This window comes from Roseomonas sp. 18066 (genome assembly GCF_902706185.1).
Taxonomy (GTDB): domain Bacteria; phylum Pseudomonadota; class Alphaproteobacteria; order Acetobacterales; family Acetobacteraceae; genus Pseudoroseomonas.
This window is the reverse complement of sequence record NZ_CACSJM010000032.1, coordinates 1-18,649: the sequence shown is the minus strand read 5'-3', so window position 1 is coordinate 18,649 and position 18,649 is coordinate 1. Positions and strand designations below refer to the sequence as shown.

Annotated in this window: 20 protein-coding genes; 9 read left to right on the top strand and 11 right to left on the bottom strand. The window is 71.4% G+C overall.

Annotation, left to right across the window (positions count from 1 at the left end):
- The first annotated feature begins 11 nt into the window (after positions 1 to 11).
- Both GVN67_RS09055 and GVN67_RS09050 read left to right on the top strand, forming a co-directional pair.
- Positions 12 to 1,166 carry an FIST signal transduction protein gene (locus GVN67_RS09055; RefSeq protein WP_159994992.1) on the top strand — a complete coding sequence of 385 codons (1,155 nt, stop codon included), beginning with the start codon at positions 12 to 14 and terminating at the stop codon, positions 1,164 to 1,166.
- Entirely contained in the window at positions 1,159 to 1,902 is a 744-nt protein-coding gene (locus GVN67_RS09050) for a GGDEF domain-containing protein (protein ID WP_159994990.1), read from the top strand. Before GVN67_RS09055 ends, GVN67_RS09050 begins: the two co-directional genes overlap by 8 nt.
- Here GVN67_RS09050 and GVN67_RS09045 read toward each other — a convergent pair.
- From GVN67_RS09045 to GVN67_RS09035, 3 genes are read right to left on the bottom strand one after another with little or no spacing between them, the layout of a single operon-like run.
- Entirely contained in the window at positions 1,899 to 2,891 is a 993-nt protein-coding gene (locus GVN67_RS09045) for a tripartite tricarboxylate transporter substrate binding protein (RefSeq protein ID WP_159994988.1), read from the bottom strand. The genes GVN67_RS09050 and GVN67_RS09045 overlap by 4 nt on opposite strands.
- 42 nt (positions 2,892 to 2,933) lie before the next feature.
- Positions 2,934 to 4,349, bottom strand: a complete 1,416-nt coding sequence (locus tag GVN67_RS09040) for an FAD-binding oxidoreductase (protein ID WP_159994986.1) — start codon at positions 4,347 to 4,349, stop codon at positions 2,934 to 2,936.
- A gap of 1 nt (position 4,350) precedes the next feature.
- Positions 4,351 to 5,142 (bottom strand): HpcH/HpaI aldolase/citrate lyase family protein, encoded by a 792-nt coding sequence (locus GVN67_RS09035; RefSeq protein ID WP_200845186.1) that lies wholly within the window; start codon positions 5,140 to 5,142, stop codon positions 4,351 to 4,353.
- Between the two features lie 124 nt (positions 5,143 to 5,266).
- Here GVN67_RS09035 and GVN67_RS09030 point away from each other — a divergent pair, with 124 nt between their 5' ends.
- Positions 5,267 to 5,977 carry a FadR/GntR family transcriptional regulator gene (locus GVN67_RS09030; RefSeq protein WP_159994984.1) on the top strand — a complete coding sequence of 237 codons (711 nt, stop codon included), beginning with the start codon at positions 5,267 to 5,269 and terminating at the stop codon, positions 5,975 to 5,977.
- Positions 5,978 to 5,984: 7 nt separating this feature from the next.
- Here GVN67_RS09030 and GVN67_RS09025 read toward each other — a convergent pair whose 3' ends face one another.
- Positions 5,985 to 6,371: a hypothetical protein gene (locus GVN67_RS09025; RefSeq protein WP_159994982.1), complete on the bottom strand. Its 387-nt coding sequence runs from the start codon at positions 6,369 to 6,371 to the stop codon at positions 5,985 to 5,987.
- Positions 6,372 to 6,581: 210 nt separating this feature from the next.
- On the opposite strand from GVN67_RS09025, the gene GVN67_RS09020 reads away from it, so the two are divergent.
- From GVN67_RS09020 to GVN67_RS09000, 5 genes are all read left to right on the top strand, one after another.
- Positions 6,582 to 7,004 carry a hypothetical protein gene (locus GVN67_RS09020; protein ID WP_200845185.1) on the top strand — a complete coding sequence of 141 codons (423 nt, stop codon included), beginning with the start codon at positions 6,582 to 6,584 and terminating at the stop codon, positions 7,002 to 7,004.
- A 40-nt stretch (positions 7,005 to 7,044) separates the two neighbouring features.
- Positions 7,045 to 7,404: a hypothetical protein gene (locus tag GVN67_RS09015; protein WP_159994980.1), complete on the top strand. Its 360-nt coding sequence runs from the start codon at positions 7,045 to 7,047 to the stop codon at positions 7,402 to 7,404.
- A 101-nt stretch (positions 7,405 to 7,505) separates the two neighbouring features.
- Positions 7,506 to 8,453: an NAD(P)-dependent oxidoreductase gene (locus tag GVN67_RS09010; RefSeq protein WP_159994978.1), complete on the top strand. Its 948-nt coding sequence runs from the start codon at positions 7,506 to 7,508 to the stop codon at positions 8,451 to 8,453.
- Positions 8,450 to 9,403, top strand: coding sequence for a tripartite tricarboxylate transporter substrate binding protein (locus GVN67_RS09005; RefSeq protein WP_159994977.1), 954 nt, complete (start codon positions 8,450 to 8,452; stop codon positions 9,401 to 9,403). The genes GVN67_RS09010 and GVN67_RS09005 overlap by 4 nt, the downstream gene beginning before the upstream one ends.
- Positions 9,400 to 10,170: an enoyl-CoA hydratase gene (locus tag GVN67_RS09000; RefSeq protein ID WP_159994975.1), complete on the top strand. Its 771-nt coding sequence runs from the start codon at positions 9,400 to 9,402 to the stop codon at positions 10,168 to 10,170. Before GVN67_RS09005 ends, GVN67_RS09000 begins: the two co-directional genes overlap by 4 nt.
- 38 nt (positions 10,171 to 10,208) lie before the next feature.
- Here the strand turns inward: GVN67_RS09000 and GVN67_RS08995 are convergent, their stop codons facing one another.
- The 7 genes from GVN67_RS08995 to GVN67_RS08965 form a co-directional block, all read right to left on the bottom strand.
- The gene (locus tag GVN67_RS08995; RefSeq protein WP_159994973.1) at positions 10,209 to 10,703 is read right to left on the bottom strand and encodes a hypothetical protein; all 495 of its coding nucleotides are present in this window, start codon (positions 10,701 to 10,703) and stop codon (positions 10,209 to 10,211) included.
- 75 nt (positions 10,704 to 10,778) lie between these two features.
- Positions 10,779 to 11,771, bottom strand: a complete 993-nt coding sequence (locus GVN67_RS08990; RefSeq protein WP_159994971.1) for a GTP-binding protein — start codon at positions 11,769 to 11,771, stop codon at positions 10,779 to 10,781.
- Entirely contained in the window at positions 11,768 to 13,378 is a 1,611-nt protein-coding gene (locus GVN67_RS08985) for an amidohydrolase family protein (RefSeq protein ID WP_159994969.1), read from the bottom strand. Before GVN67_RS08985 ends, GVN67_RS08990 begins: the two co-directional genes overlap by 4 nt.
- Before the next feature lie 79 nt (positions 13,379 to 13,457).
- On the bottom strand, positions 13,458 to 14,288 hold the full coding sequence (locus tag GVN67_RS08980) for an ABC transporter permease (RefSeq protein WP_159994967.1): 831 nt from the start codon (positions 14,286 to 14,288) through the stop codon (positions 13,458 to 13,460).
- Positions 14,289 to 14,292: 4 nt separating this feature from the next.
- Positions 14,293 to 15,333, bottom strand: coding sequence for an extracellular solute-binding protein (locus GVN67_RS08975; RefSeq protein ID WP_159994965.1), 1,041 nt, complete (start codon positions 15,331 to 15,333; stop codon positions 14,293 to 14,295).
- Positions 15,334 to 15,381: 48 nt separating this feature from the next.
- Positions 15,382 to 16,437, bottom strand: a complete 1,056-nt coding sequence (locus GVN67_RS08970) for an ABC transporter ATP-binding protein (RefSeq protein ID WP_159994963.1) — start codon at positions 16,435 to 16,437, stop codon at positions 15,382 to 15,384.
- A 31-nt stretch (positions 16,438 to 16,468) separates the two neighbouring features.
- Positions 16,469 to 17,278 carry an ABC transporter permease gene (locus tag GVN67_RS08965; protein WP_159994961.1) on the bottom strand — a complete coding sequence of 270 codons (810 nt, stop codon included), beginning with the start codon at positions 17,276 to 17,278 and terminating at the stop codon, positions 16,469 to 16,471.
- Between the two features lie 146 nt (positions 17,279 to 17,424).
- Here GVN67_RS08965 and GVN67_RS08960 point away from each other — a divergent pair, with 146 nt between their 5' ends.
- Positions 17,425 to 18,396, top strand: a complete 972-nt coding sequence (locus tag GVN67_RS08960; protein WP_235035198.1) for a P1 family peptidase — start codon at positions 17,425 to 17,427, stop codon at positions 18,394 to 18,396.
- Positions 18,397 to 18,649: the final 253 nt, after the last annotated feature.

The following is an 18,649-nucleotide window of genomic DNA, read 5'->3' as shown; positions in this document are numbered from 1 at the left end:
TCCCTGCCGCGATGCGCCTTCGCCAGTTCCACTGGACCGCCGATCGCGGCTGGTCCCCGCCCCTGGAGGCGCTGGGCTTCGTGCCCGGGCTGGTCCTCTGCTTCGGCCGCGGCGCCGTGCTGGAGGCCGCGCTCGCCCCCCTGCGCGACGCGTGCCCGCAGGCGCGGATCGTCGTCGGCGGCGCCCAGGCGGTGATGCGCGGGGCGGAGCTCGACCGCGACGGCGCCGTCGCCGTGGCGCTGCGCTTCAAGGCCACGCCCTTCCGTATCGTCGAGCAGGCGGTGGCCGGCACCGGCGACGACCGCCGCGCCGGCCAGGCGCTGGGGGCGGCGCTGGCCGCGCCGGACCTGGCCGGGGTGCTGGTGCTGGCCGACGGCATCTGGGTCAATGGCAGCGAGCTGCTGGCCGGCCTGCGCGACCGGCTGGGCCGCGGCTGCGCGCTGTTCGGCGGCATGCTGTCCGACACCGAGCGGCCGGAGGAGCCGGGGCCGCCCGGCCTCGGCATCGACGGGCCGCCGCGCCAGGGGCTGGCCGCCGCCATCGGCTTCTACGGGCCGCATATCCGCATCGGCGCCGGCGCCGCCTCGGGCGTCGACCCCTTCGGGCCGCGCCGCGTCGTCACCTGCGCCAGCGGCAGCCTGCTGCAGGAGCTCGATGGCCGCCCGGCGCTGGAGCTGTACCGGCGCTACCTGGGCGATGAATTTGTGGGCTCCAGCGACGCGCTGACCTTCCCGCTGCTGGTCTGGCCGCCGGGCCAGCCGGAGCAGGCGGTGGTGCGCACCCTGATCCGCTTCGACCCCGCGACCGGCAGCATGAGCTTCGCCGGCAATGTCCCGGCCGGCCACCTGGCGCGGCTGATGCGCGGCGACCTGGACCGCGTCGCCATGGCGGCGGCCGATGCGGCGCGCCAGGCGCGGGCGGCGATGCCCGCTTTGCCCGGCGACCGGCTGGCGCTGATGGTCAGCTGCATCGGCCGGCTGCAGCTGCTGGGCGAGCGCGCCGCCGAGGAGGTGGAGGATGCCGCCCTGGCGCTGGGCGAGGGCAGCCCGCCGATCGGCTTCTACGGCTATGGCGAGATCTGCTGCGCCGCCGGCGCGCCGGAGACCGACCTGCACAACCAGACCATGACCACCCTGCTGCTGGCGGAAGCCATCGCCGATGATTGAGGGCGCTGGCTGCCACCGCCTGCTGGCCCGCCAGCTGCGCCGCGCCCGCCGGACCGGGGGCGACTACGACATCCCGCTGCTGCTGGCCTCCGTCAGCGCCGCCTATGAGGAGGCCGATCGCGAGCGCCGCCGCATCGACCGCGTCGCCCAGCTGATGTGCGAGGAGATGGAGGACCTCAACGAGCGCTTCCGCCACCAGTCGCTGCATGACGCGCTGACCGACCTGCCCAACCGCCTGCTGTTCCGCGAGAAGCTGACCGAGGCGACGCTGCGGGCCCGCGGCGGAAACGGCTTCGCGCTGCTGGCCATCGACCTGGACCGCTTCAAGCTGGTCAACGACACGCTGGGCCATGCCCAGGGCGATGCGCTGCTGGTGCAGGTCTCGGCGCGGATGCGGGCGCAGCTGCGCGGCAGCGACACGCTGGCGCGCCTGGGCGGCGACGAGTTCGGCCTGCTGCTGGAGCCGCTGGCGACGCCCGAGGATGCCGCCCAGGTGGCCCAGCGCCTGGTCGAGAGCGTGGCGCAGCCCTTCGACCTTGCCGGCAACTTCGCCTCGGTCGGCGCCAGCATCGGCCTGGCGCTGAGCAGCCGGCAGGAAGGGCCGCAGCCGGAGGGCATCGACGCGCTGATGGCGCGCGCCGATGCCGCCCTCTACCAGGCCAAGGCGCATGGGCGGAACGGCTGGTGCTTCGCGCCCAGCCCCCTCGCCCGCGGCACCCTGCCTGGTAGGGGCTAGCTCGGCTGGATCTTCCGCTCGGCGATCAGCTGGCCCCAGCGCTGGGTTTCCTGCTTCACGAAGGCGGTGAACTCGGCGGGCGTGCTGCTATAGGCCGTCGCCCCCAGCTCGGCGAAGCGGGCGATGGTGGCGGGCTGCTTCATGAAGGCGATGATCGCCTGCGACAGCCGCCCGGCGATCTCCGGCGAGGTGCCCTTGGGCAGGAAGAAGCCGTGCCAGGCGACCGCCTCGAAGCCCGGCAGGGTCTCGGCGATGGCGGGCAGGCTGCGGTCGAAGTCGGGGCGCTCGCGGGTCGCGCTGCCCAGCAGCACTAGGCGCTTGTCGGCCACATAGGGCAGCAGCAGCGGGATATTGTCGAAGGACAGGTCGATCGAGCCGCTCAGCAGGTCGACCACCATCGGCCCCGAGCCGCGATAGGGGACATGCACCATCGAGGTGCCGGTCATCGCCTGGAACAGCTCGGCCGCCAGGTGCTGGCTGGTGCCGACGCCCGGGGTGCCATAGGTGGCCTTGCCCGGATTGGCCTTGGCCCAGGCGATGAACTCGGCGACCGACCGCGCCTGCACCGTCTTCGGGTTCACCGCCAGCACGTTGGGGATCGTCGTGATCTGCCCGAGCAGCAGAAAGTCGTCGACCTTGTAGGTGATCGGCACATTGCCGAAGGCCGGGATGATCGACAGGCCGGAGATCGAGCCCAGGCCGATGGTCTGCCCGTCGGGGGCGGCGCGCGCCACCTGGCCGATGCCCAGGGTGCTGCCGGCGCCGCCGACATTCTCGCAGACGAAAGGCTTGCCAAACTCGCGGCCGAGATGCTCGGCGATCATGCGGCCGAAGACATCGGCCGAGCCGCCGGGCGCGAAGGGGATGACCACCCGCACCGGGCCGGAGGGATAGGCCTCGTTGGCGGCGATCGCGGGACGCGCGCCGGTGAAGGGGGTGGCGCCCAGCGCCAGGCCGGCGGCGCCAAGGCCGCGACGGGTGATGTTCATTGCTTGTGTTTCCTCAAAGCTTTCCCGGACGCTGCCGGGTGGCTAGACCAGGATCTTGCCGGGATTCATCAGGCCCTGCGGATCCAGCAGGTCCTTGAAACGTCGCATCAGCTCCAGCTCCAGCGGCGGCGCGGCGCGGGCCAGCCGGGCGCGGTTGGCGATGCCGATGCCATGCTCGGCGCTGATGGCGCCGCCCAGCGGCACCAGCACGCCATCCACCGCCAGGCTGATCGCCGCCGCGCGGTCCTGCAGCGCCGCGGCATCGGCGAAGGCTTTCGGGTCGAGGATGGCCAGCACATGCATGTTGCCGTCGCCGACATGGCCATGCATGACCACCGTCGCGCCGGGCGAGACCGCCTCGATCGCCTGCTCGACGCCGCGGATGAAATCGGCCTGGCGCTCCAGCGGCACGACGCTGTCATGGCTGACGACATAGCCCTCGGCCTTGCTGCTTTCCGAGACGCTGTGGCGGATGCGCCAGAGCCCTTCGGCCTGGGCCTGGCTGCTGGCGACGATGGCATCCATCACCAGTTCTTTTTCGAGTGCCTCGCCCAGCATTTCTTCCAGCAGCGCCGGCAGGGCGTCGCCCCTCAGCGTGTCGGACAGCTCGACCAGCACGTACCAGCCGGCCTCGAGCGAGAAAGGAATCGCCACCTGCGGCATGTGGCGGGCGATGACCTCGACCTGGCGGCGCGACATGGCCTCGAAGCTGGACAGGCGGTCGCCCAGCCGGCTGCGGGCCAGCGCCAGCAGCGCCTGCACCTGCTCGAAACTCTCCGCCATGCCCATGGCGACGGCCGAGGCGCGCGGCCGCGGAAACAGCTTCAACACCGCGCCGGTGATGATCCCGAGCGTCCCCTCAGCGCCCACGAACATCTGCTTGATGTCGTAGCCGGTGCTGTCCTTGCGCAGCGCCGTCATGGTCTCCAGCAGGCGTCCGTCCGGCAGCACCACCTCCAGCCCCAGGCAGAGCTCGCGCATGGTGCCGTAGCGCAGCACCTGGGTGCCGCCGGCATTGGTCGACAGGTTGCCGCCGATCTGGCAGCTGCCCTCGGCGCCGAGGCTCAGCGGGAACAGCCGGTCGATGCGCTCGGCCGCCTGCTGGATCTCGGCCAGGATGCAGCCGGCATCGACGGCGATGGCGTCGCCCAGGCTGCTGACCCAGCGGATGCGGTTCAGCCGGTCGAGCCGCAGCACCACGGCGCGGCCCTCGGCCGGCGGCACGGCGGCGCCGCACATGCCGGTGTTGCCGCCCTGCGGCACCACCGCCACGCCTTGCGCCACGCAGAGCTTCACCACCTCGGAGACCTGCGCCGCGTCGGCCGGGCGGACCACCGCCTCGGCCCGGCCGTGGTAGCGACCGCGCCAGTCGGTGACGAAGGGCGCCTGGTCATGGCCGGGGGCGATGACATGGGCGGGGCCGACAATGGCGGCGAGCGCGGGCAGCAGGTCCGTCATGTCAGTAGCCGGCGCGCGGCGCCGGGGCGGCGGCCTTGCGGTCCAGCGCCGTCATCAGCTGCTGCGTGCCGATGCCGAACAGCCGGTTGTCGTTCGGCGCCGTGACCATGTCGAAGCCGCGGCCCCACATGGCGACGCAATAGTCGATCGCCGAGCTGTGCATGGCGACCTTCTTCCCCGCCCGCCGCGCGGCATCCCGGATGGCGTCGATCCGGGCCAGCATTTCTGCCTGTTCCGGTCCGGTCACGGGATCATGGCCATGCGTAAAGCTCAAATCCGAAGGACCGATGTAGACGCCATCGAGGCCCGGCACCGCCAGGATCGCGTCGACATTGTCGAAACCCTCGACCGTCTCGATCATGGCAAAGGTCAAGATAGTCTCGTTCGCCTTGGCCACGTAGTCGCGGCCGGCATAGAGCTGCGCCCGGGTCGGGCCGAAGGAGCGGCCGCCGAAGGGCGGGTAGCGGCAGGCCGAGACGAAGGCCGCGGCCTGGGCCGCATTGTCGATCAGCGGGCAGATGATGCCCATGGCCCCGGCATCCAGCAGCTTCATGATCGCCGGCGGCTCCAGCCCGGCGACGCGGGCCAGCGGCGTCACGTCGGTGGTGCTGATCGCCTGCAGCATGGCCAGCGCCGCGTCGAAGGAGATCAGCCCGTGCTGCAGGTCCAGCGTGATGGAGTCGAAGCCCTGATGCGCCATGGCCTCGGCCAGGAAGGGGCTGGGGATGGCCGACCATCCGTTCAGGGCGCAGTCGCCGCTGGCCAGCATCCGGTGCAGTCGCGTGCCTCGCATCGCATTCCCTCCAAGTTGAAATCTGGTTATCATAAGACTTCGCGGCTTGGCAATCCGGGCTGCGCGGAAGATCGCGCGGTGCTAGGATGGCCGGGCGGGTTGCATGGACAGGGGACGAGGACAGATGCCGGAGGGCTTGGCCAGGGGTGTCGTGGGCGTGGCGAAGCCGAGCCTGGCCGACCATGTGGTGGGCGCGCTCAGCCGCGGCATCGCCGAGGGGCGGCTGGCGCCGGGCGCGCGCCTGCCCACCGGCCAGCAGCTGGCGGAGCAATATGGCGTCAGCCTGGCGGTGATCCGCGAGGCCATCTCCAGCCTGCGCGCCGAGGGGCTGATCGAGACCCGCCAGGGCGCCGGCGCCTTCGTGGCCGCGCCCAGCAGCAACCAGCCCTTCCGCATCCAGCCGCTGCTGCAGCCCGGCCCCGATTCCGCCCGCAAGATTTTTGAGCTGCGCATGGGCGCCGAAATTTCCGCCGCCGGGCTGGCCGCGGCGCGCGCCACCCGGGGGCAGCTCGCTGAGATCAAGCGGGCGCATCAGGCAATGGAGGCCGCGGTCGCCGCCGGCGGCAATGGCGTCGAGGAGGATCTCGACTTCCACCGCGGCATCGCCGAGGCCGCGAACAACGAGCTTTTCGTCAAGTTCGTGACCTTCCTCGGCCATCATATCCGCGACAGCGTGCTGGCCTCCCGCCCCGAGGGCAGCCAGTGGGAGGCGGCCGAGGTGCTGGCCGAGCATGCCGCCATCCTGGCCGCCATCCGCGCCGGCAATGTCCCCGGCGCCCAGGCCGCGGCCGCCGCCCATATGAGCAGCTGCCTGGCCCGCTGCGCGGTGAAGTGAAGGCCGCTCAGGCCTGGGCGACGATGTCCTCGGGCCGGATATTGTCGACCTGGCCGTAGATGCAGACGGCGTCGATGAAGCCGCCCTCGCCATATTCGAAGACATGCCATTCCAGCTCGGCGAAATGCAGGATGGTGCCGGCGGTCACCGGCACCTTCTCCGGCAGGTCGTCCTTGGCCGGGCCCTTGCGGATCCAGCCATCCTGCGCGGCCAGGATCACCACCGTCTCCTCGGCATGGTGGTGCGGCTCCATCGGCCCGCTCTCGGCGGCATAGCGGCAGAAGGACACCGTCATCTTGCCGCTGCCGGAAGCCGAGTTGCGGCCGATCGCCCGCTGCAGCACGCGGCCGGGCAGCGGCTCCTGGGTCAGCTCGTCGCGCTGCAGAACCTTCATCTCGCACTCTCCTGTCAGGGGGCTGGCGCGGGTCGCCCCGGCCTCTCGAACAAGTCTTAAGGTTATCAGAAGACTTGGGCAAGGCCGCCGCGCCCGGCCCCCTCCCCGCCGTTTCGTGAGCGCACATCCGCGCGAAACCCGGCTTGGCCGTCTTGGGCGCCGCCCCGCCCGCGCAGTAGTCAGAGCAGGCAAGCGAGCGAGGGTGGAAAAATGATCATCTGGCAGGGCTGGGGCATCCTGACGGTGCTGATCCTGGTGGGGGTGCCCGGCGCCGGCATGGCCGCGCTGTTCGCGGTGCTGGGCTCGAAGCCGGCGCCGCTGGCCTTCGGCCTGGCCACCGCCCTGCTGGTGCTGCTGGGCGGCGCCGCCAATTGGTGGGTCGGGCGGCGGCTGAATGGCGGGCCGGGGCGCGAGCTGATCGACGCCCGCACCGGCCAGCGGCTGATCCTGCGGCCGCGGCATTCGCTGTTCTGGATCCCAATGCAATACTGGTCGGTGCTGTCGCTGCTGGCGGCGCTGGGCCTGGGCGCCACGGTGATCGCGCAGGCGAACCGCGGCGACGCCCCGCTGTCCGGCGCGACCCCCACCAGCACGCCCAAGGCGCCGCGCAGCGCCACCGAGCGCCAGATCTAGCCGATCCGGTGACGCCTGGACGTGCATCCCGGCCGGCGCCGTGCTGACCCGGCTTCTCGCCCGGCTGCGGCGGCGGCGCGGCTGGCAGGTGGCGCTGCAGGACGGCGCGCTGCGGCTCACCGACCCCGCCGGCCACCGGCATGACCTGGCCCTGGCCAGGATCGCCGGCGTGCGGGTCGAGGCCGAGGCCAGCGGGCCGCTCGGCGCCGATGGCTGGTGGCAGTTCCTCGATGCCCGGGGCCAGCTGGCGCTGCGCTGCCCGCAGGGCGCGGCAGGCGAGGCCCAGCTGGTCGACTGGCTGCTGGCCCTGCCCGGCTTCGACCATGCCGGGCTCGCCGCCGCCATGGGCGCCACCCGCCCCGGGGTCTTCACCGTCTGGGAACGCGGCGCCGCCGGCTGAGCCGCTCGCGGGAAAGCGGTTGGCCCCGCGCGAAAGCGGTTGGCAAGCCCCGGCGGCCGGGTGGATCATCCTTCGCAAGCAAGAATGCGAGGGAAACGTCGATGGACAGCCTGCCCGCGGCCACGGCCGCCGCCTGCCCTGCGCCCGGACCATCCCCCCGGCTCGGCTTCATCGGCCTCGGCATGATGGGCCGGCCGATGGCGCTGCGCCTGCTGGCCACCAGCCCGCCCGGCGCCCCGCCGCTGCGCATCGCCGACCGCAGCCCCGAGGCGCTGGCCGCCCTGGCCGCCGCGGCGCCGGCCGGACACCCGCCGGAGACCGTCGCCGACCTCGCCGCGCTGGCGGCCGGCAGCGACATCCTGCTGCTGATGCTGCCCGACAGCCGGGCGGTGGAAGCGGTGATGGAAGGGCTGCTGCCGCATCTGCGCCCCGGCATGCTGCTGGTCGACATGGGGTCCTCCGTCCCCGCCGAGACGCGGCGCTGGGCGGCGGCGGCGGCCGGGCGCGGCGCAGCGCTGGTCGATGCCCCGGTCTCCGGCAGCGTGCCCAAGGCGCGGGACGGGACGCTGGCCATCATGCTGGGCGGCGCCGAGGCCGAATGCGCCCGTGCCCGGCCGGTGCTGGCACGGCTGGGGGCGACGATCATCCGCACCGGCCCGGTCGGCTCGGCGCATGCCATGAAGGCGCTCAACAACTTCGTCTATGCCGCCGGGCTGCTCGCCGCCTGCGAGGCGGTGCACATGGCGGAGGAGCTCGGGCTCGACCCCGAGATCTTCACCGAGGTGCTGAACGCCTCCTCCGGCCGCAATGTCGCGACCGAGACCAAGCTGCGCCAGGCCATCCTGAACCGCCGCTACGATGCCGGCTTCCAGCTGGGGCTGATGCGGAAGGACCTGGAGACGGCGGGCAGCATCGCCGAGGAGACCGGCTTCCCCGCTGCCGCGCTCGCCACCTGCCGGCTGCGCTGGTCGGCGGCGCTGGACGCGCTGGGGCCGCAGGTCGACAACACGGCGATCCACCGCTTCCTGGCCAGCGAGGCCTCGCCATGATCGGCCGCCGTTCCCTGCTGGCGGCCCCGGCGCTGCTGGCCGCCCTCCCCGCCGCGGCCGCCTGGCCGGAGCGGCCCCTGCGCATCATCGTCCCCTTCCCGCCCGGCAGCATCACCGACGCCATGACCCGGACGGTGGCCGAGGCGCTGGGCCAGGCGCTGCACCAGCCGGTGGTGGTGGAGAACCGCGCCGGCGGCAATGGCGTGGTCGGCACCCAGGCCGCCATCCAGGCGCCGGCCGATGGCAGCGTGCTGCTGGCGATCAGCGTCTCCACCGCCTCGCTGAACCCGCATGTGCTGCGCGCCCTGCCCTATGACCCGCTGCGCGACCTGGCGCCGGTCGGCTATCTCTGCGACTGCCCCTACATGCTGGCGGTGACGCCGGGGCTGCAGGCGGCCAACCTGGCGCAGCTGCTGGAGATCGCCCGCGCCCGGCCCGGCCAGCTGACCTACAGCTACGGCAACCAGAGCGCGATGATCTGCTCGGCGCTGCTGGCGCAGCGCGCCGGGGTGCAGATGCTGGGCGTGCCCTATCGCGGCGGCGCCGAGGCGCTGACCGATGTGGTCGCCGGCCGCATCACCACCACCTTCACCGACTTCGTCAACGGCCCGGCGCAGCTGCGCGAGGGCCGCATCAAGGCCTTCGCCGTCACCTCCGGCCAGCGCTTCGCGCTGGCCCCCGACACGCCGGCGGTGGCCGAGACCCTGCCCGGCTACGACCTGTCGGTCTGGTTCGGCCTGGCCGCGCCGCGCGCGACGCCGGAGCCGGTGATCGCCCGGGCCAATGCGGTGCTGGCCGGGGTGCTGGCGCAGCCGGCGCTGCGCGACCGGCTGGCCCTGCAGGGCCTGGCGCCACGCAGCATGGGCCCGGCCGAATTCGGCGCCTTCATGCGGCGCGAGCTGGATATCTGGGGGGATCGGGTGCGACGCCTGAACATCGAGCCGACATGAGCGAAGGACTGATCCGCCACGCGCGCGACGAACAGGGCATCGCCCGCGTCACCATCGACCGCCCGGCCAAGCTGAACGCCATGACCGAGGCGATGTTCTTGCAAGTTGCCGCCGTGGTGGGCGGCTACGCCGACGATCCCGGGCTGCGCGGGCTGGTGCTGCAGGGCGCGGGCGACCGCGCCTTCGTCGGCGGCGCCGATATCGGCGTCATGGCCGGGCTGTCGGGGCCCGAGGAAGCGCGCCGCTTCATCGAGGCGGTGCATGCCGCCTGCCGGGCCTTGCGCGACCTGCCGGTGCCGGCCATCGCCCGCATCCAGGGGCTGGCGCTGGGCGCCGGGCTGGAGCTCGCCGCCGCCTGCGACCTGCGGATCGCGAGCCACGCCGCGCATCTGGGCATGCCGGAGGTGGTGGTCGGCATCCCCTCGGTCGTCGAGGCCTCTCTGCTGCCCGGCCTCATCGGCTGGGGGCGGACGCGGCGGCTTCTTCTCCTGGGCGAGACCATCACCGGCGAAGAGGCCGAACGCTGGGGGCTGGTCGAACGCTGCGTCGCGCCAGAGGCCCTCGACGCCGCGCTGGAGGAATGGATCGCTCTGCTGTTGAAGACCGGCCCCGCCGCCATCCGGTCGCAGAAAGCCCTGCTGCGACAATGGGAATCGATGACCCCGGATGCCGGGGCGGAAGCCAGCATTCCGGTTTTTGCCGCCGCCTTCGAGGGCGACGAGCCGGCGCGGATGCTGGGCGCCTTCGTGGCCCGCAAGCGAAAATAGAAAAAACGCCGCCCGGTTGGACCGGGCGGCGTCGACCCTCAGCGGCCGCGGCGCGACAGGCCCAGCACCAGCATGCCCAGCACCACCAGCCCCATGCCCAGATGCGGCCCGAAGCTGATCGGGTTGCGCATCGCGCCGCCCAGGCTGCCGGCCAGCTGCGACAGCTGCGCCGCCTGGCCGGCGACCGGGTTGTAGAACCAGGCCCAGGCCAGCATGCCCGCCGCCATCAGCAGGGCGGCAATGTCGATCAGGCTGCGATAGGGCTGCAGCGGCGCGATGCGGCGGGCGGCGACGGCGACCAGGAACAGCAGCAGCGTCGCCCAGGCGGTCCAGCCGGCCGCGTCGGCACCGTTCAGCGCGCCGCTGCGCTGGCCGGCGAAAGGCAGGTTGGTGTGGACGGCGAGGAAGGGCACGAACAGCGAGACGGCCACCAGCGCCGCCGCCGCCAGCGCCAGGCCGAAGGAGGATTTCGACAGGCGCAGGAAGGCCTGCTGCGCCGAAAGCTGCGGGATCGCGGGCGGTGGGTTGGACATCGAGGCACCTTTCAAGGACTTCAAGATGGCGAAGCCCATGCTGCAGCCGGCGCCGCAGGGGAAATCATTTTGCGTTCAACGCAATCCGGCCGGCTCCGCCCGGCGCGCGCCATCGGCATAGCGCGAGATCCGCACCGGCGCGTCGGGCGCCATCGACCACAGCTCCTGCGCCGTCAGGTCGCGGGCGATGACCACCAGGGCTTCCGGCGTGCGCGCGGTCCGCGCCATGCGCGACAGCGGGCTGAACAGCGTGCCCACCACCTGCACCAGCAGTGCCGCGCTGTCATCCTCGGCGGGATGCAGGAAACCCTTCAGCCGCAGCAGCCGCTCGCCGGCGAAAGCGGCCAGATTTTCCATCCAGTCGAGGCGGTCGTCCCAGCTGGCCTCGTCGAGAAATTCGACGAGATGGACGCCGATGCGCGGATGGGGACCAGCCTCCGCCGGCATCGGCATGGCGGCGCCCGGCGGCGTGGTGAAGGCGGCGAGCGCACGGCGGGCCGGGTCGGGCTCGACGACGCGGGCGGCCAACGGGTTGACGGCGGCGGCCAGGGCGGTCGCGGTGTCGCCCTCGGCCTGGTCCAGCTTGGTGACGACGATCACGTCGGCGGCGGCGATCTGCGCCGCGAACTCGTCGAAATGCGCGGCGCGGGCCTCGGCCTGGGCCGCGTCGCAGGTGGCGACGGCGCGCACCCGCAGGCCGAGCGGCGCCAGCGGGCCCAGGCTGCGCAGGATCGGCCCCGGCCGCGACAATCCGCTGCATTCCAGGATGATGCGGCGATAGGGCGGCAGCCCGGCCTTCTCGCGCCCCTCCAGCAGGGATTGCACGGTGAAGACCAGGTCGTTGGTCAGCGAGCAGCAGACGCAGCCATTGCTGAGCATGGCCAGCGGCAGCGGGCCGCTCTCGGCGATGACGGCGCCGTCGATGTCGATCTGGCCGGCCTCGTTGACGATGACCGCGGTGTCCGCGGCCTCCGGCAAGGCCAGCCAGTCGCGCAGCAGCGTGGTCTTGCCGCTGCCCAGGAAGCCGGCGAGCAGGATGAACTCGGCCGGCATCGTGGCGTCATTCATGCCGGCGCGGTTTCCGGCGTCTTCGCCGCCTCGGCCTCGAGCGCCTTCTGGTCGGCGACCATCTTCCTGATGTCCGCCAGCATGGCGGGGATGTCGAAGACCAGGCCGGCGCGGATGGTGTGGCGCAGCGCCTGGCGCCATTCGACCTGGCCGGTCGCGTCGTTCAGCCGCAGCGCGCCGGTGGCGTAGAGCAGCTTGAAGTCTTCCAGCGGATTCTCGTCGAGCACCAGGAGATCGGCGCGCTTGCCGGTCTCGATGCTGCCGGTCTCGGCATCGACGCCGAGCAGCTCGGCGCTCTGGATGGTGGCGCTGCGCAGGACTTCCAGCGGGTTGAAGCCGGCCTCCTGCAGCAGCTCGAGCTCGCGCACATAGCCGAAGCCATAGGTCTGGAAGATGAAGCCGCTGTCGCTGCCGGTGCAGACCCGCCCGCCGCGGTTCTTGTACTCGTTCAGGAAGGTCATCCACAGGCGGTAGTGCTGCTTCCAGTCGATCTCGTTGCCCGTCGACCACTTGAACCAGTAGGAGCCGTGGCCGCCGCGGGCGGGCTGGAAGAAGCGCCACATGCTGGGCCAGGTGTAGTCGTCATGCCAGTCGGCGCGGCGGGTGCGCATCACGTCGCGGTTGGCGTCGTAGATGGAGAAGGTGGGGACGAAGGTGAAGTCGAGCGCCAGGAAGCGCTCCATCACCTCGTTCCATTTCGCGCTGCCGGGCTCGGCCGCCTGCTGGAAGGTCTGGCCCGCCGAGGAGAAGCGGAAATACTCGTCATTGTAGTTGTAGCCGGCCGGGTAGCTCTGGACGACGCGGTTGTCGTAGAGCGCCTCGGGCAGGCCGTAATAATGCTCGGCGCTGGTCAGGCCCCATTCGGCCGTCGTCAGCGCGTTCATCCGCGTCACCGCCTGCTGGGCGTGGTGGCAGCCGGTGCGCAGGCCGAGCTCGCGGCATTCGGCCAGCGCCGCCTTCATGATCGCCGGGGGCGCGCCGAAGAACTTCACGCCATCCGCGCCACGCGACTTCAGGTCGCGCAGCCAGCTGCGCGCCTCGTCCGGCGTGTGCAGGGTCTTGAGCATGTCGTTGACGGCGGGGAAGTAGGAATGGACCACCAGGTGGGGCGCCGCGATGCGGTTCTCCTGCGAGGCCTTCTTCTGCTCCAGCATCCAGCCGAGGCCGCTGAAGCCGCCCATCTCGCGCGCCGTGGTGACGCCATGCGCCAGCCACAGCTTGTAGACGTAATCGGCCGGGGCGGGCGTGCCGTGCAGCGCGTGGTAGGGGACGCCGGCATGGGCGTGGCAGTCGATCAGGCCCGGGGTCACGAACTTGCCGTGGCAGTCGATTTCCTGGTCGCCGGCGGCCGGGCGGCGGGACGGGCTGATCGGCTTGCCCGGGGTGCCGACGGCGACGATGGCCGCGATGCGGTCGTTCTCGATGACGATATCGGCCGGGCCCCAGGGCGGCGCGCCGGTGCCGTCGATGATGGTCGCGCCGCGCAGCACCAGCCGCTTGAAGGGCCCCGCGCCGCAATCGCGGCCGGTCGAGGCCGGCACCGGCGGCATGCCGTTCTTCTGATTGCGCCAGGTGATTTCCTCACCCGTCTGCGGCTTCGCGTCCATCTTCTTTGTCCCTGTCTGGTGGGAGGTCCAGGAACCTAAGGTTCCTGGCGGGGAGAGTTTGAGAGGGGCTGTGCCCCTCTCAAGCCGTCCGGTATTTCCGTCCGAGCAGTGTGCTGCCGATGATGGTCAGCAGCAAGGTGACGGCGAGCAGAATGAAGGCGAGAGCGGCGCCGAAGGGCCAGTTGTTGCCGCGGACGAACTGGTCGTAGACGGCCGGCGCCATCATCTTGAACTGTGGTCCGCCGAGGAGGACCGCGGAGGCGTAGGTGTTCATGCAGAGGATGAACACCAGCACCGAGCCGGCGGCGACCCCTGGCAGCGCCAGCGGCAGCACCACGCGGCGGAACACGGTGAAGGGCCTGGCGCCCAGGTTGGAGGCCGCTTCCTCCGCCTGGCGCGGGATGCTCTCGATCACCGAGGCCAGCGTCAGGATCATGTAGGGCAGCACCACGGCGACGATGCCGGTGACGACGGAGCCGGTGTTGTAGAGCAGCGGCAGCGAGGTGGTGATCAGCCCGAGCCCCTTCAGCGCCGCGTTGATCGCCCCCTCATTGCCGAGGAGGGCCATCCAGCCGGCGGCGCGCACCACATTGCCGACCAGCAGCGGGAACAGCACCAGGATCGTGGCGATGCTCTTCCAGCGGCTCTGCATGCGGGCCAGCCAATAGGCGGCGGGGAAGCCGAGGGCCAGCGCCAGCAGCGTGCTGCCCAGGGCCACGCCGAGCGTGGTGGCCAGCACCTGCTGGTAATACGGGTCCTGCAGCGCCCGCAGGTAGTTCTCCGCGGTCGTCGCTTCCACCATGAGCTCGGTGGGGCTGAACTGGTTCAGGGAGATGCGCGCCAGCAGCAGCATGGGCGCGACCAGCAGCAGCAGCACCAGCAATCCGGCGGGAAGGACGAGCGCGGCCATCGGGTTACGCCTTGAACTGCTTGTTCCAGAAATCGAGGATCTCGGCATGGGTCTTCAGCAGGTAGTCGTAGTCCGGCGCCCGCAGCCGGGCCTGCTCGGCCTCGGTCAGGCTGATCTGGCTGGCGATCTCGGCCGGCAGCGGCGCGTCCTTGACCGTCGGCAGATAGCCCATGCGGTCGGCGAAGGCGGCCTGGGCGGCCGGCTGCAGCGCCGCGTCGATATAGGCGTAGGCATTGTCCTTGTTGCGGCTGTTCTTCGGCACCGCCATCTCGAAGACGATGGCATAGGCGCCTTCCGACGGGACGACATGCTTCACCGGGATGCCGGCCTTCTGCCACATGAAGCCGCGGGCGAGCCACATCGGCGTCATCCAGACCTCCTCCGACTTCAGCGCGCCGGCCAGCGCCTCGTTCGACGGATAGACCTTGGCGTCGAGCGAGCGCAGCTCCATCAGCTTCTTCTGCGACGGCGCGTAGTTGTTGAAGGCGCCGCCGCCGGCCATGGCGGCCGCGAAGGTGTTGGTGCTGTAGAGGATGTCGGAGAAGCCGACGCGGCCGCGATACTTCGGGTCGAACATGTCGGCGAAGCCCTTGGGCGGCGTCGTGATCTTGTTCGGGTTGTACAGCAGCACCAGCGCCGAATAGATGTGCGGCACGGCATAGGGCTTGGCCAGCGCCGGCAGGATGGCCGGGCCGCGCTTCAGCTTGGCCATCTCCAGCGTGTCGAAGCTGCCCTGGGCCGAGAGCATGTGCATGTCGGTGTCCGACAGGCAGGCGACGTCGAAGGTGCCGCGGCGGGCCTGGCGCTCGGCCAGCAGCTTGGTCTTGCGCGGATCGGCATTGGCGATGTCCTGCAGGACCTCGATGCCCTGCGGCCCCATCAGCGGCTGGTCGATATTGGCGCGCAGCAGCTCGCCGTAATCGCCGCCCCAGGTGCCGACCACCACCTGCTTGGCCTGGGCCCGGGCCAGGCCGGGCAGGCCCGCGGTGATGGACGCGAAGGCGGCGCCAGCGCCGGCCAGGGTCGCGCGACGGGTGATGTTCATGCCAGCTCTCCCAGAGTCATGTCAGAGGGTCAATTCAGAACGATCGAGTCACGCGGCCGGCAGCAGGCGGGCGGCCGCGGCCTCCCAGCTCAGCGTCACGGCATCGCCCACCGCCAGCCGCCGCAGCGGGTCGGCCAAAGTGGGGGTGGGGCGGATGATCAGCAGCGCGGTGCCATCCTGCTCCACCAGATATTCGGTCTGCGCGCCGAGATAGGTCACCGCCGTGACCCGGCCGCCGCCCTGCGGGTCCGGCTGCAGCGCGATGCGCTCCGGCCGCAGCGCCAGCAGCGCCGCGTAGGGATGCGCCTGCGCCGCCGCGGCATCGCAATGCAGCAGGGCGCCGCTGGCGGCGCGGAAGCCGTCGGCCCCCTCCAGCCGGCCCTCGACCAGGTTGCAGCGGCCGACGAAGCCGGCGACGAAGGGGTCGGCGGGGTTCTCGTAGAGCTCCTCCGCCGTGCCGACCTGGCGCACCCGGCCGCGCTCCATGACCACCAGCCGGTCGGCCATGGTCAGCGCCTCCTCCTGGTCATGGGTGACGATCAGGGTGGTCAGGCCGAGGCGCTGCTGCAGCGCGCGGATCTCCATCCGCACCTCGCCGCGCAGCTTGGCGTCCAGGTTCGACAGCGGCTCGTCCAGCAGGAACACCGCCGGATTGACCACCAGCGCGCGGGCGAGCGCCACGCGCTGCTGCTGCCCGCCCGACAGCTGCCGCGGCAGCCGGTCGGCCAGGTGGTCGAGCCGCACCAGCCGCAGCGCCTCCATCACCCGGGAATCGCGCTCGGCGCGGCCGACCTTGCGCATCTCCAGCCCGAAGGCCACGTTCTGGCCGACGCTCATATGCGGGAACAGCGCATAGGACTGGAACACCATGCCGGTGTCGCGGGCATAGGCCGGGCGGCGCGTCACATCCTGGCCGCCGATCAGGATGCGGCCCTCGCTCGGCGGGATGAAGCCGGCGACCATGCGCAAGGTCGTGGTCTTGCCGCAGCCCGAGGGGCCGAGGAGCGCCACCATCTCGCCCTGCTTCACCTCCAGGTCGACCCGCTCCACCGCGGTGGACGACCCGTAGCGCTTGCACAGCGCTTCCAGCACCAGATTGCCCATCAATGCTCTCCTTCGGCGTGGTGCAAGCGCGTCACACGACCCTCGACAGTTTCACGAAGCGGTCGGTCAGCAGCATCAGCCCGGCGACCAGCAGGATCTGCACCGTGGCCACGGCGGCGAGCGTCGGGTCGATGCGGAATTCAAGATAGCTCAGCATGGCGACCGGCAGGGTCGTCCGCCCCGGCCCCACCAGCAGCAGCGACAGCTCGAGGTTCTCGAAGCTCTGGATGAAGGAGAACAGGCAGGCGGCGACGATGCCCGGCCGCATCATCGGCAGCGTCACCCGGCGGAACACGGTGAAGGGCCGGGCGCCCAGATTGGCCGCCGCCTCCTCCGCCGAGGTGTCGAGATTGGCCAGGCTCGCCGAGACCAGCCGCACCGTCCAGGGAATGGTCAGCAGCACATGCGCGGCGACCAGCCCGTGCAAGGTCGCCGTGATATCGGCATCCACCCAGAATTCCGCGCGCAGGTAGAACATGTACAGCGCGGTGCCCGCCACCACCCCCGGCACAGCCAGCGGGCTGAGCAGCAGGGTGTTCACCGCACCCTTCCCCGGCAGCCAGCCGCGGGCGATGGCATAGGCCGCCGCCGTGCCGGTCGGCACCCCGATCAGCGTCGCCAGCAGCGCCACCTGCAGGCTGGAGACGAAGCCGCGGGCGAATTCCTGCCGGTCCCAGGCATTGACATACCAGTTCAGCGTCAGCCCCAGCGGCGGGAAGCTGACGATCTCCTGCCGGAAGACGCTGATCACCATCACCATCACCACCGGCGCCAGGATCAGCGCGAAGGCGGCGGCGACGGCGGCATGGAACAGCAGACGGCTTGGCGCGGGCATACTCATCAGGCGACCTCCGGGGCGCAAACTGCCCGCAGACGGGCGCCACGTCAAAATTCCTTCACAGCCGCGGGAGCGACCGGCCGGCCCCACCAGCAAATGCCGGGCCAGACCGGCTTGAACCGCGCCACCAGCCGGGCATGATGGCGGCCATGCTGAACCTGCTCACCGACATCGCCGGCGTCAGCGTCGGCCACTGCACCGACCTCACCCTCGGCTCCGGCGTCACCGCGGTGATCTTCGAGCCGCCGGCGGTGGCCGCCGTCCATATCGGCGGCGGCGCCCCGGGGTCGCGCGACACCGCGCTGCTGGACCTCGACGCCACGGTGCAGCGCATCGACGCCATCACCCTGTCCGGCGGGTCCACCTTCGGGCTGGACGCGGCGGGCGGCGTCCAGGCGATGCTGCGCGAGGCCGGGCGCGGTCAGATCTTCGGCGGCATGCCCATTCCGCTGGCACCCCAGGCCATCCTCTTCGACCTGGCGAATGGCGGCGACAAGGACTGGGGCCGCTTCTCCCCCTATCGCCAGATGGGCTACGACGCGGCGCTGGCCGCCCGGCCTGGCGCCTTCGCGCTCGGCAGCGTCGGCGCCGGCACCGGGGCCACCACGCCCCTGGTGAAAGGCGGCATCGGCAGCGCCAGCGCCATCGCCAGCAGCGGCCATATCGTCTCGGCCCTGGTGGCGGTGAACGCGGTGGGCTCGCCCCTGATCGGCGACGGGCCCCATTTCTGGGCCGCGCCCTTCGAGCAGGACAAGGAATTCGGCGGCCTCGGCCTGCCCCAAAGCTTCGACCTGCGCCCCCGGCTGAAAGGCGCCGTCACCGCCACCACCATCGGCATGGTCGTCACCGACGCCACCCTGACCAAAGCCGAATGCCGCCGCCTGGCGCTGATGGCCGATGACGGCCTGGCCCGCGCCATCCTGCCCGCCCATGCGCCCAATGACGGCGACACCGTCTTCGCCGCCGCCACCGGGGAGAAGCCGGGGGGGTCGCTGGTCGAGCTGGGGCACCTCGCCGGCATCGTCATGGCGCGCGCCATCGCCCGAGGGGTCTACGAGGCCACGGCCCTGCCCTACCCCAACGCGCTCAGAAGCTGGAAAGACAAGTATCAGGGGGAATGAATTCCCCCTGAACCCCCTTCTTTTCTTTCTATCCGTGCTGCCGCAGGCCGTTCGGAGGCGGGTCGCTGGCAATTGCATGGAGTTCATGAAGCGTAACGGGCAAGCTCGGCAGCGGTGGCCCGGTCCGAAGAGGCCGGCCGCCGGGAGCCAACCAAGCAAGAACCGGAAGAAACGCCCATGCAACGTCGCCCGATCCTCGCCGCCATGGCGGGGCTGCCGCTGCTGCCCGCCGTCTCTCTCGCCCAGCCCGCCC

Excerpts from the sequence above, each read along its gene's own strand:
- GVN67_RS09055 (WP_159994992.1), top strand. The coding sequence starts at position 12 with ATGCGCCTTCGCCAGTTCCACTGGACCGCCGATCGCGGCTGGTCCCCG.
- GVN67_RS09050 (WP_159994990.1), top strand. The coding sequence starts at position 1,159 with ATGATTGAGGGCGCTGGCTGCCACCGCCTGCTGGCCCGCCAGCTGCGC.
- GVN67_RS09045 (WP_159994988.1), bottom strand. The coding sequence starts at position 2,891 with ATGAACATCACCCGTCGCGGCCTTGGCGCCGCCGGCCTGGCGCTGGGC.
- GVN67_RS09040 (WP_159994986.1), bottom strand. The coding sequence starts at position 4,349 with ATGACGGACCTGCTGCCCGCGCTCGCCGCCATTGTCGGCCCCGCCCAT.
- GVN67_RS09035 (WP_200845186.1), bottom strand. The coding sequence starts at position 5,142 with ATGCGAGGCACGCGACTGCACCGGATGCTGGCCAGCGGCGACTGCGCC.
- GVN67_RS09030 (WP_159994984.1), top strand. The coding sequence starts at position 5,267 with ATGCCGGAGGGCTTGGCCAGGGGTGTCGTGGGCGTGGCGAAGCCGAGC.
- GVN67_RS09025 (WP_159994982.1), bottom strand. The coding sequence starts at position 6,371 with ATGAAGGTTCTGCAGCGCGACGAGCTGACCCAGGAGCCGCTGCCCGGC.
- GVN67_RS09020 (WP_200845185.1), top strand. The coding sequence starts at position 6,582 with ATGATCATCTGGCAGGGCTGGGGCATCCTGACGGTGCTGATCCTGGTG.
- GVN67_RS09010 (WP_159994978.1), top strand. The coding sequence starts at position 7,506 with ATGGACAGCCTGCCCGCGGCCACGGCCGCCGCCTGCCCTGCGCCCGGA.
- GVN67_RS09005 (WP_159994977.1), top strand. The coding sequence starts at position 8,450 with ATGATCGGCCGCCGTTCCCTGCTGGCGGCCCCGGCGCTGCTGGCCGCC.
- GVN67_RS09000 (WP_159994975.1), top strand. The coding sequence starts at position 9,400 with ATGAGCGAAGGACTGATCCGCCACGCGCGCGACGAACAGGGCATCGCC.
- GVN67_RS08995 (WP_159994973.1), bottom strand. The coding sequence starts at position 10,703 with ATGTCCAACCCACCGCCCGCGATCCCGCAGCTTTCGGCGCAGCAGGCC.
- GVN67_RS08990 (WP_159994971.1), bottom strand. The coding sequence starts at position 11,771 with ATGAATGACGCCACGATGCCGGCCGAGTTCATCCTGCTCGCCGGCTTC.
- GVN67_RS08985 (WP_159994969.1), bottom strand. The coding sequence starts at position 13,378 with ATGGACGCGAAGCCGCAGACGGGTGAGGAAATCACCTGGCGCAATCAG.
- GVN67_RS08980 (WP_159994967.1), bottom strand. The coding sequence starts at position 14,288 with ATGGCCGCGCTCGTCCTTCCCGCCGGATTGCTGGTGCTGCTGCTGCTG.
- GVN67_RS08975 (WP_159994965.1), bottom strand. The coding sequence starts at position 15,333 with ATGAACATCACCCGTCGCGCGACCCTGGCCGGCGCTGGCGCCGCCTTC.
- GVN67_RS08970 (WP_159994963.1), bottom strand. The coding sequence starts at position 16,437 with ATGGGCAATCTGGTGCTGGAAGCGCTGTGCAAGCGCTACGGGTCGTCC.
- GVN67_RS08965 (WP_159994961.1), bottom strand. The coding sequence starts at position 17,278 with ATGAGTATGCCCGCGCCAAGCCGTCTGCTGTTCCATGCCGCCGTCGCC.
- GVN67_RS08960 (WP_235035198.1), top strand. The coding sequence starts at position 17,425 with ATGCTGAACCTGCTCACCGACATCGCCGGCGTCAGCGTCGGCCACTGC.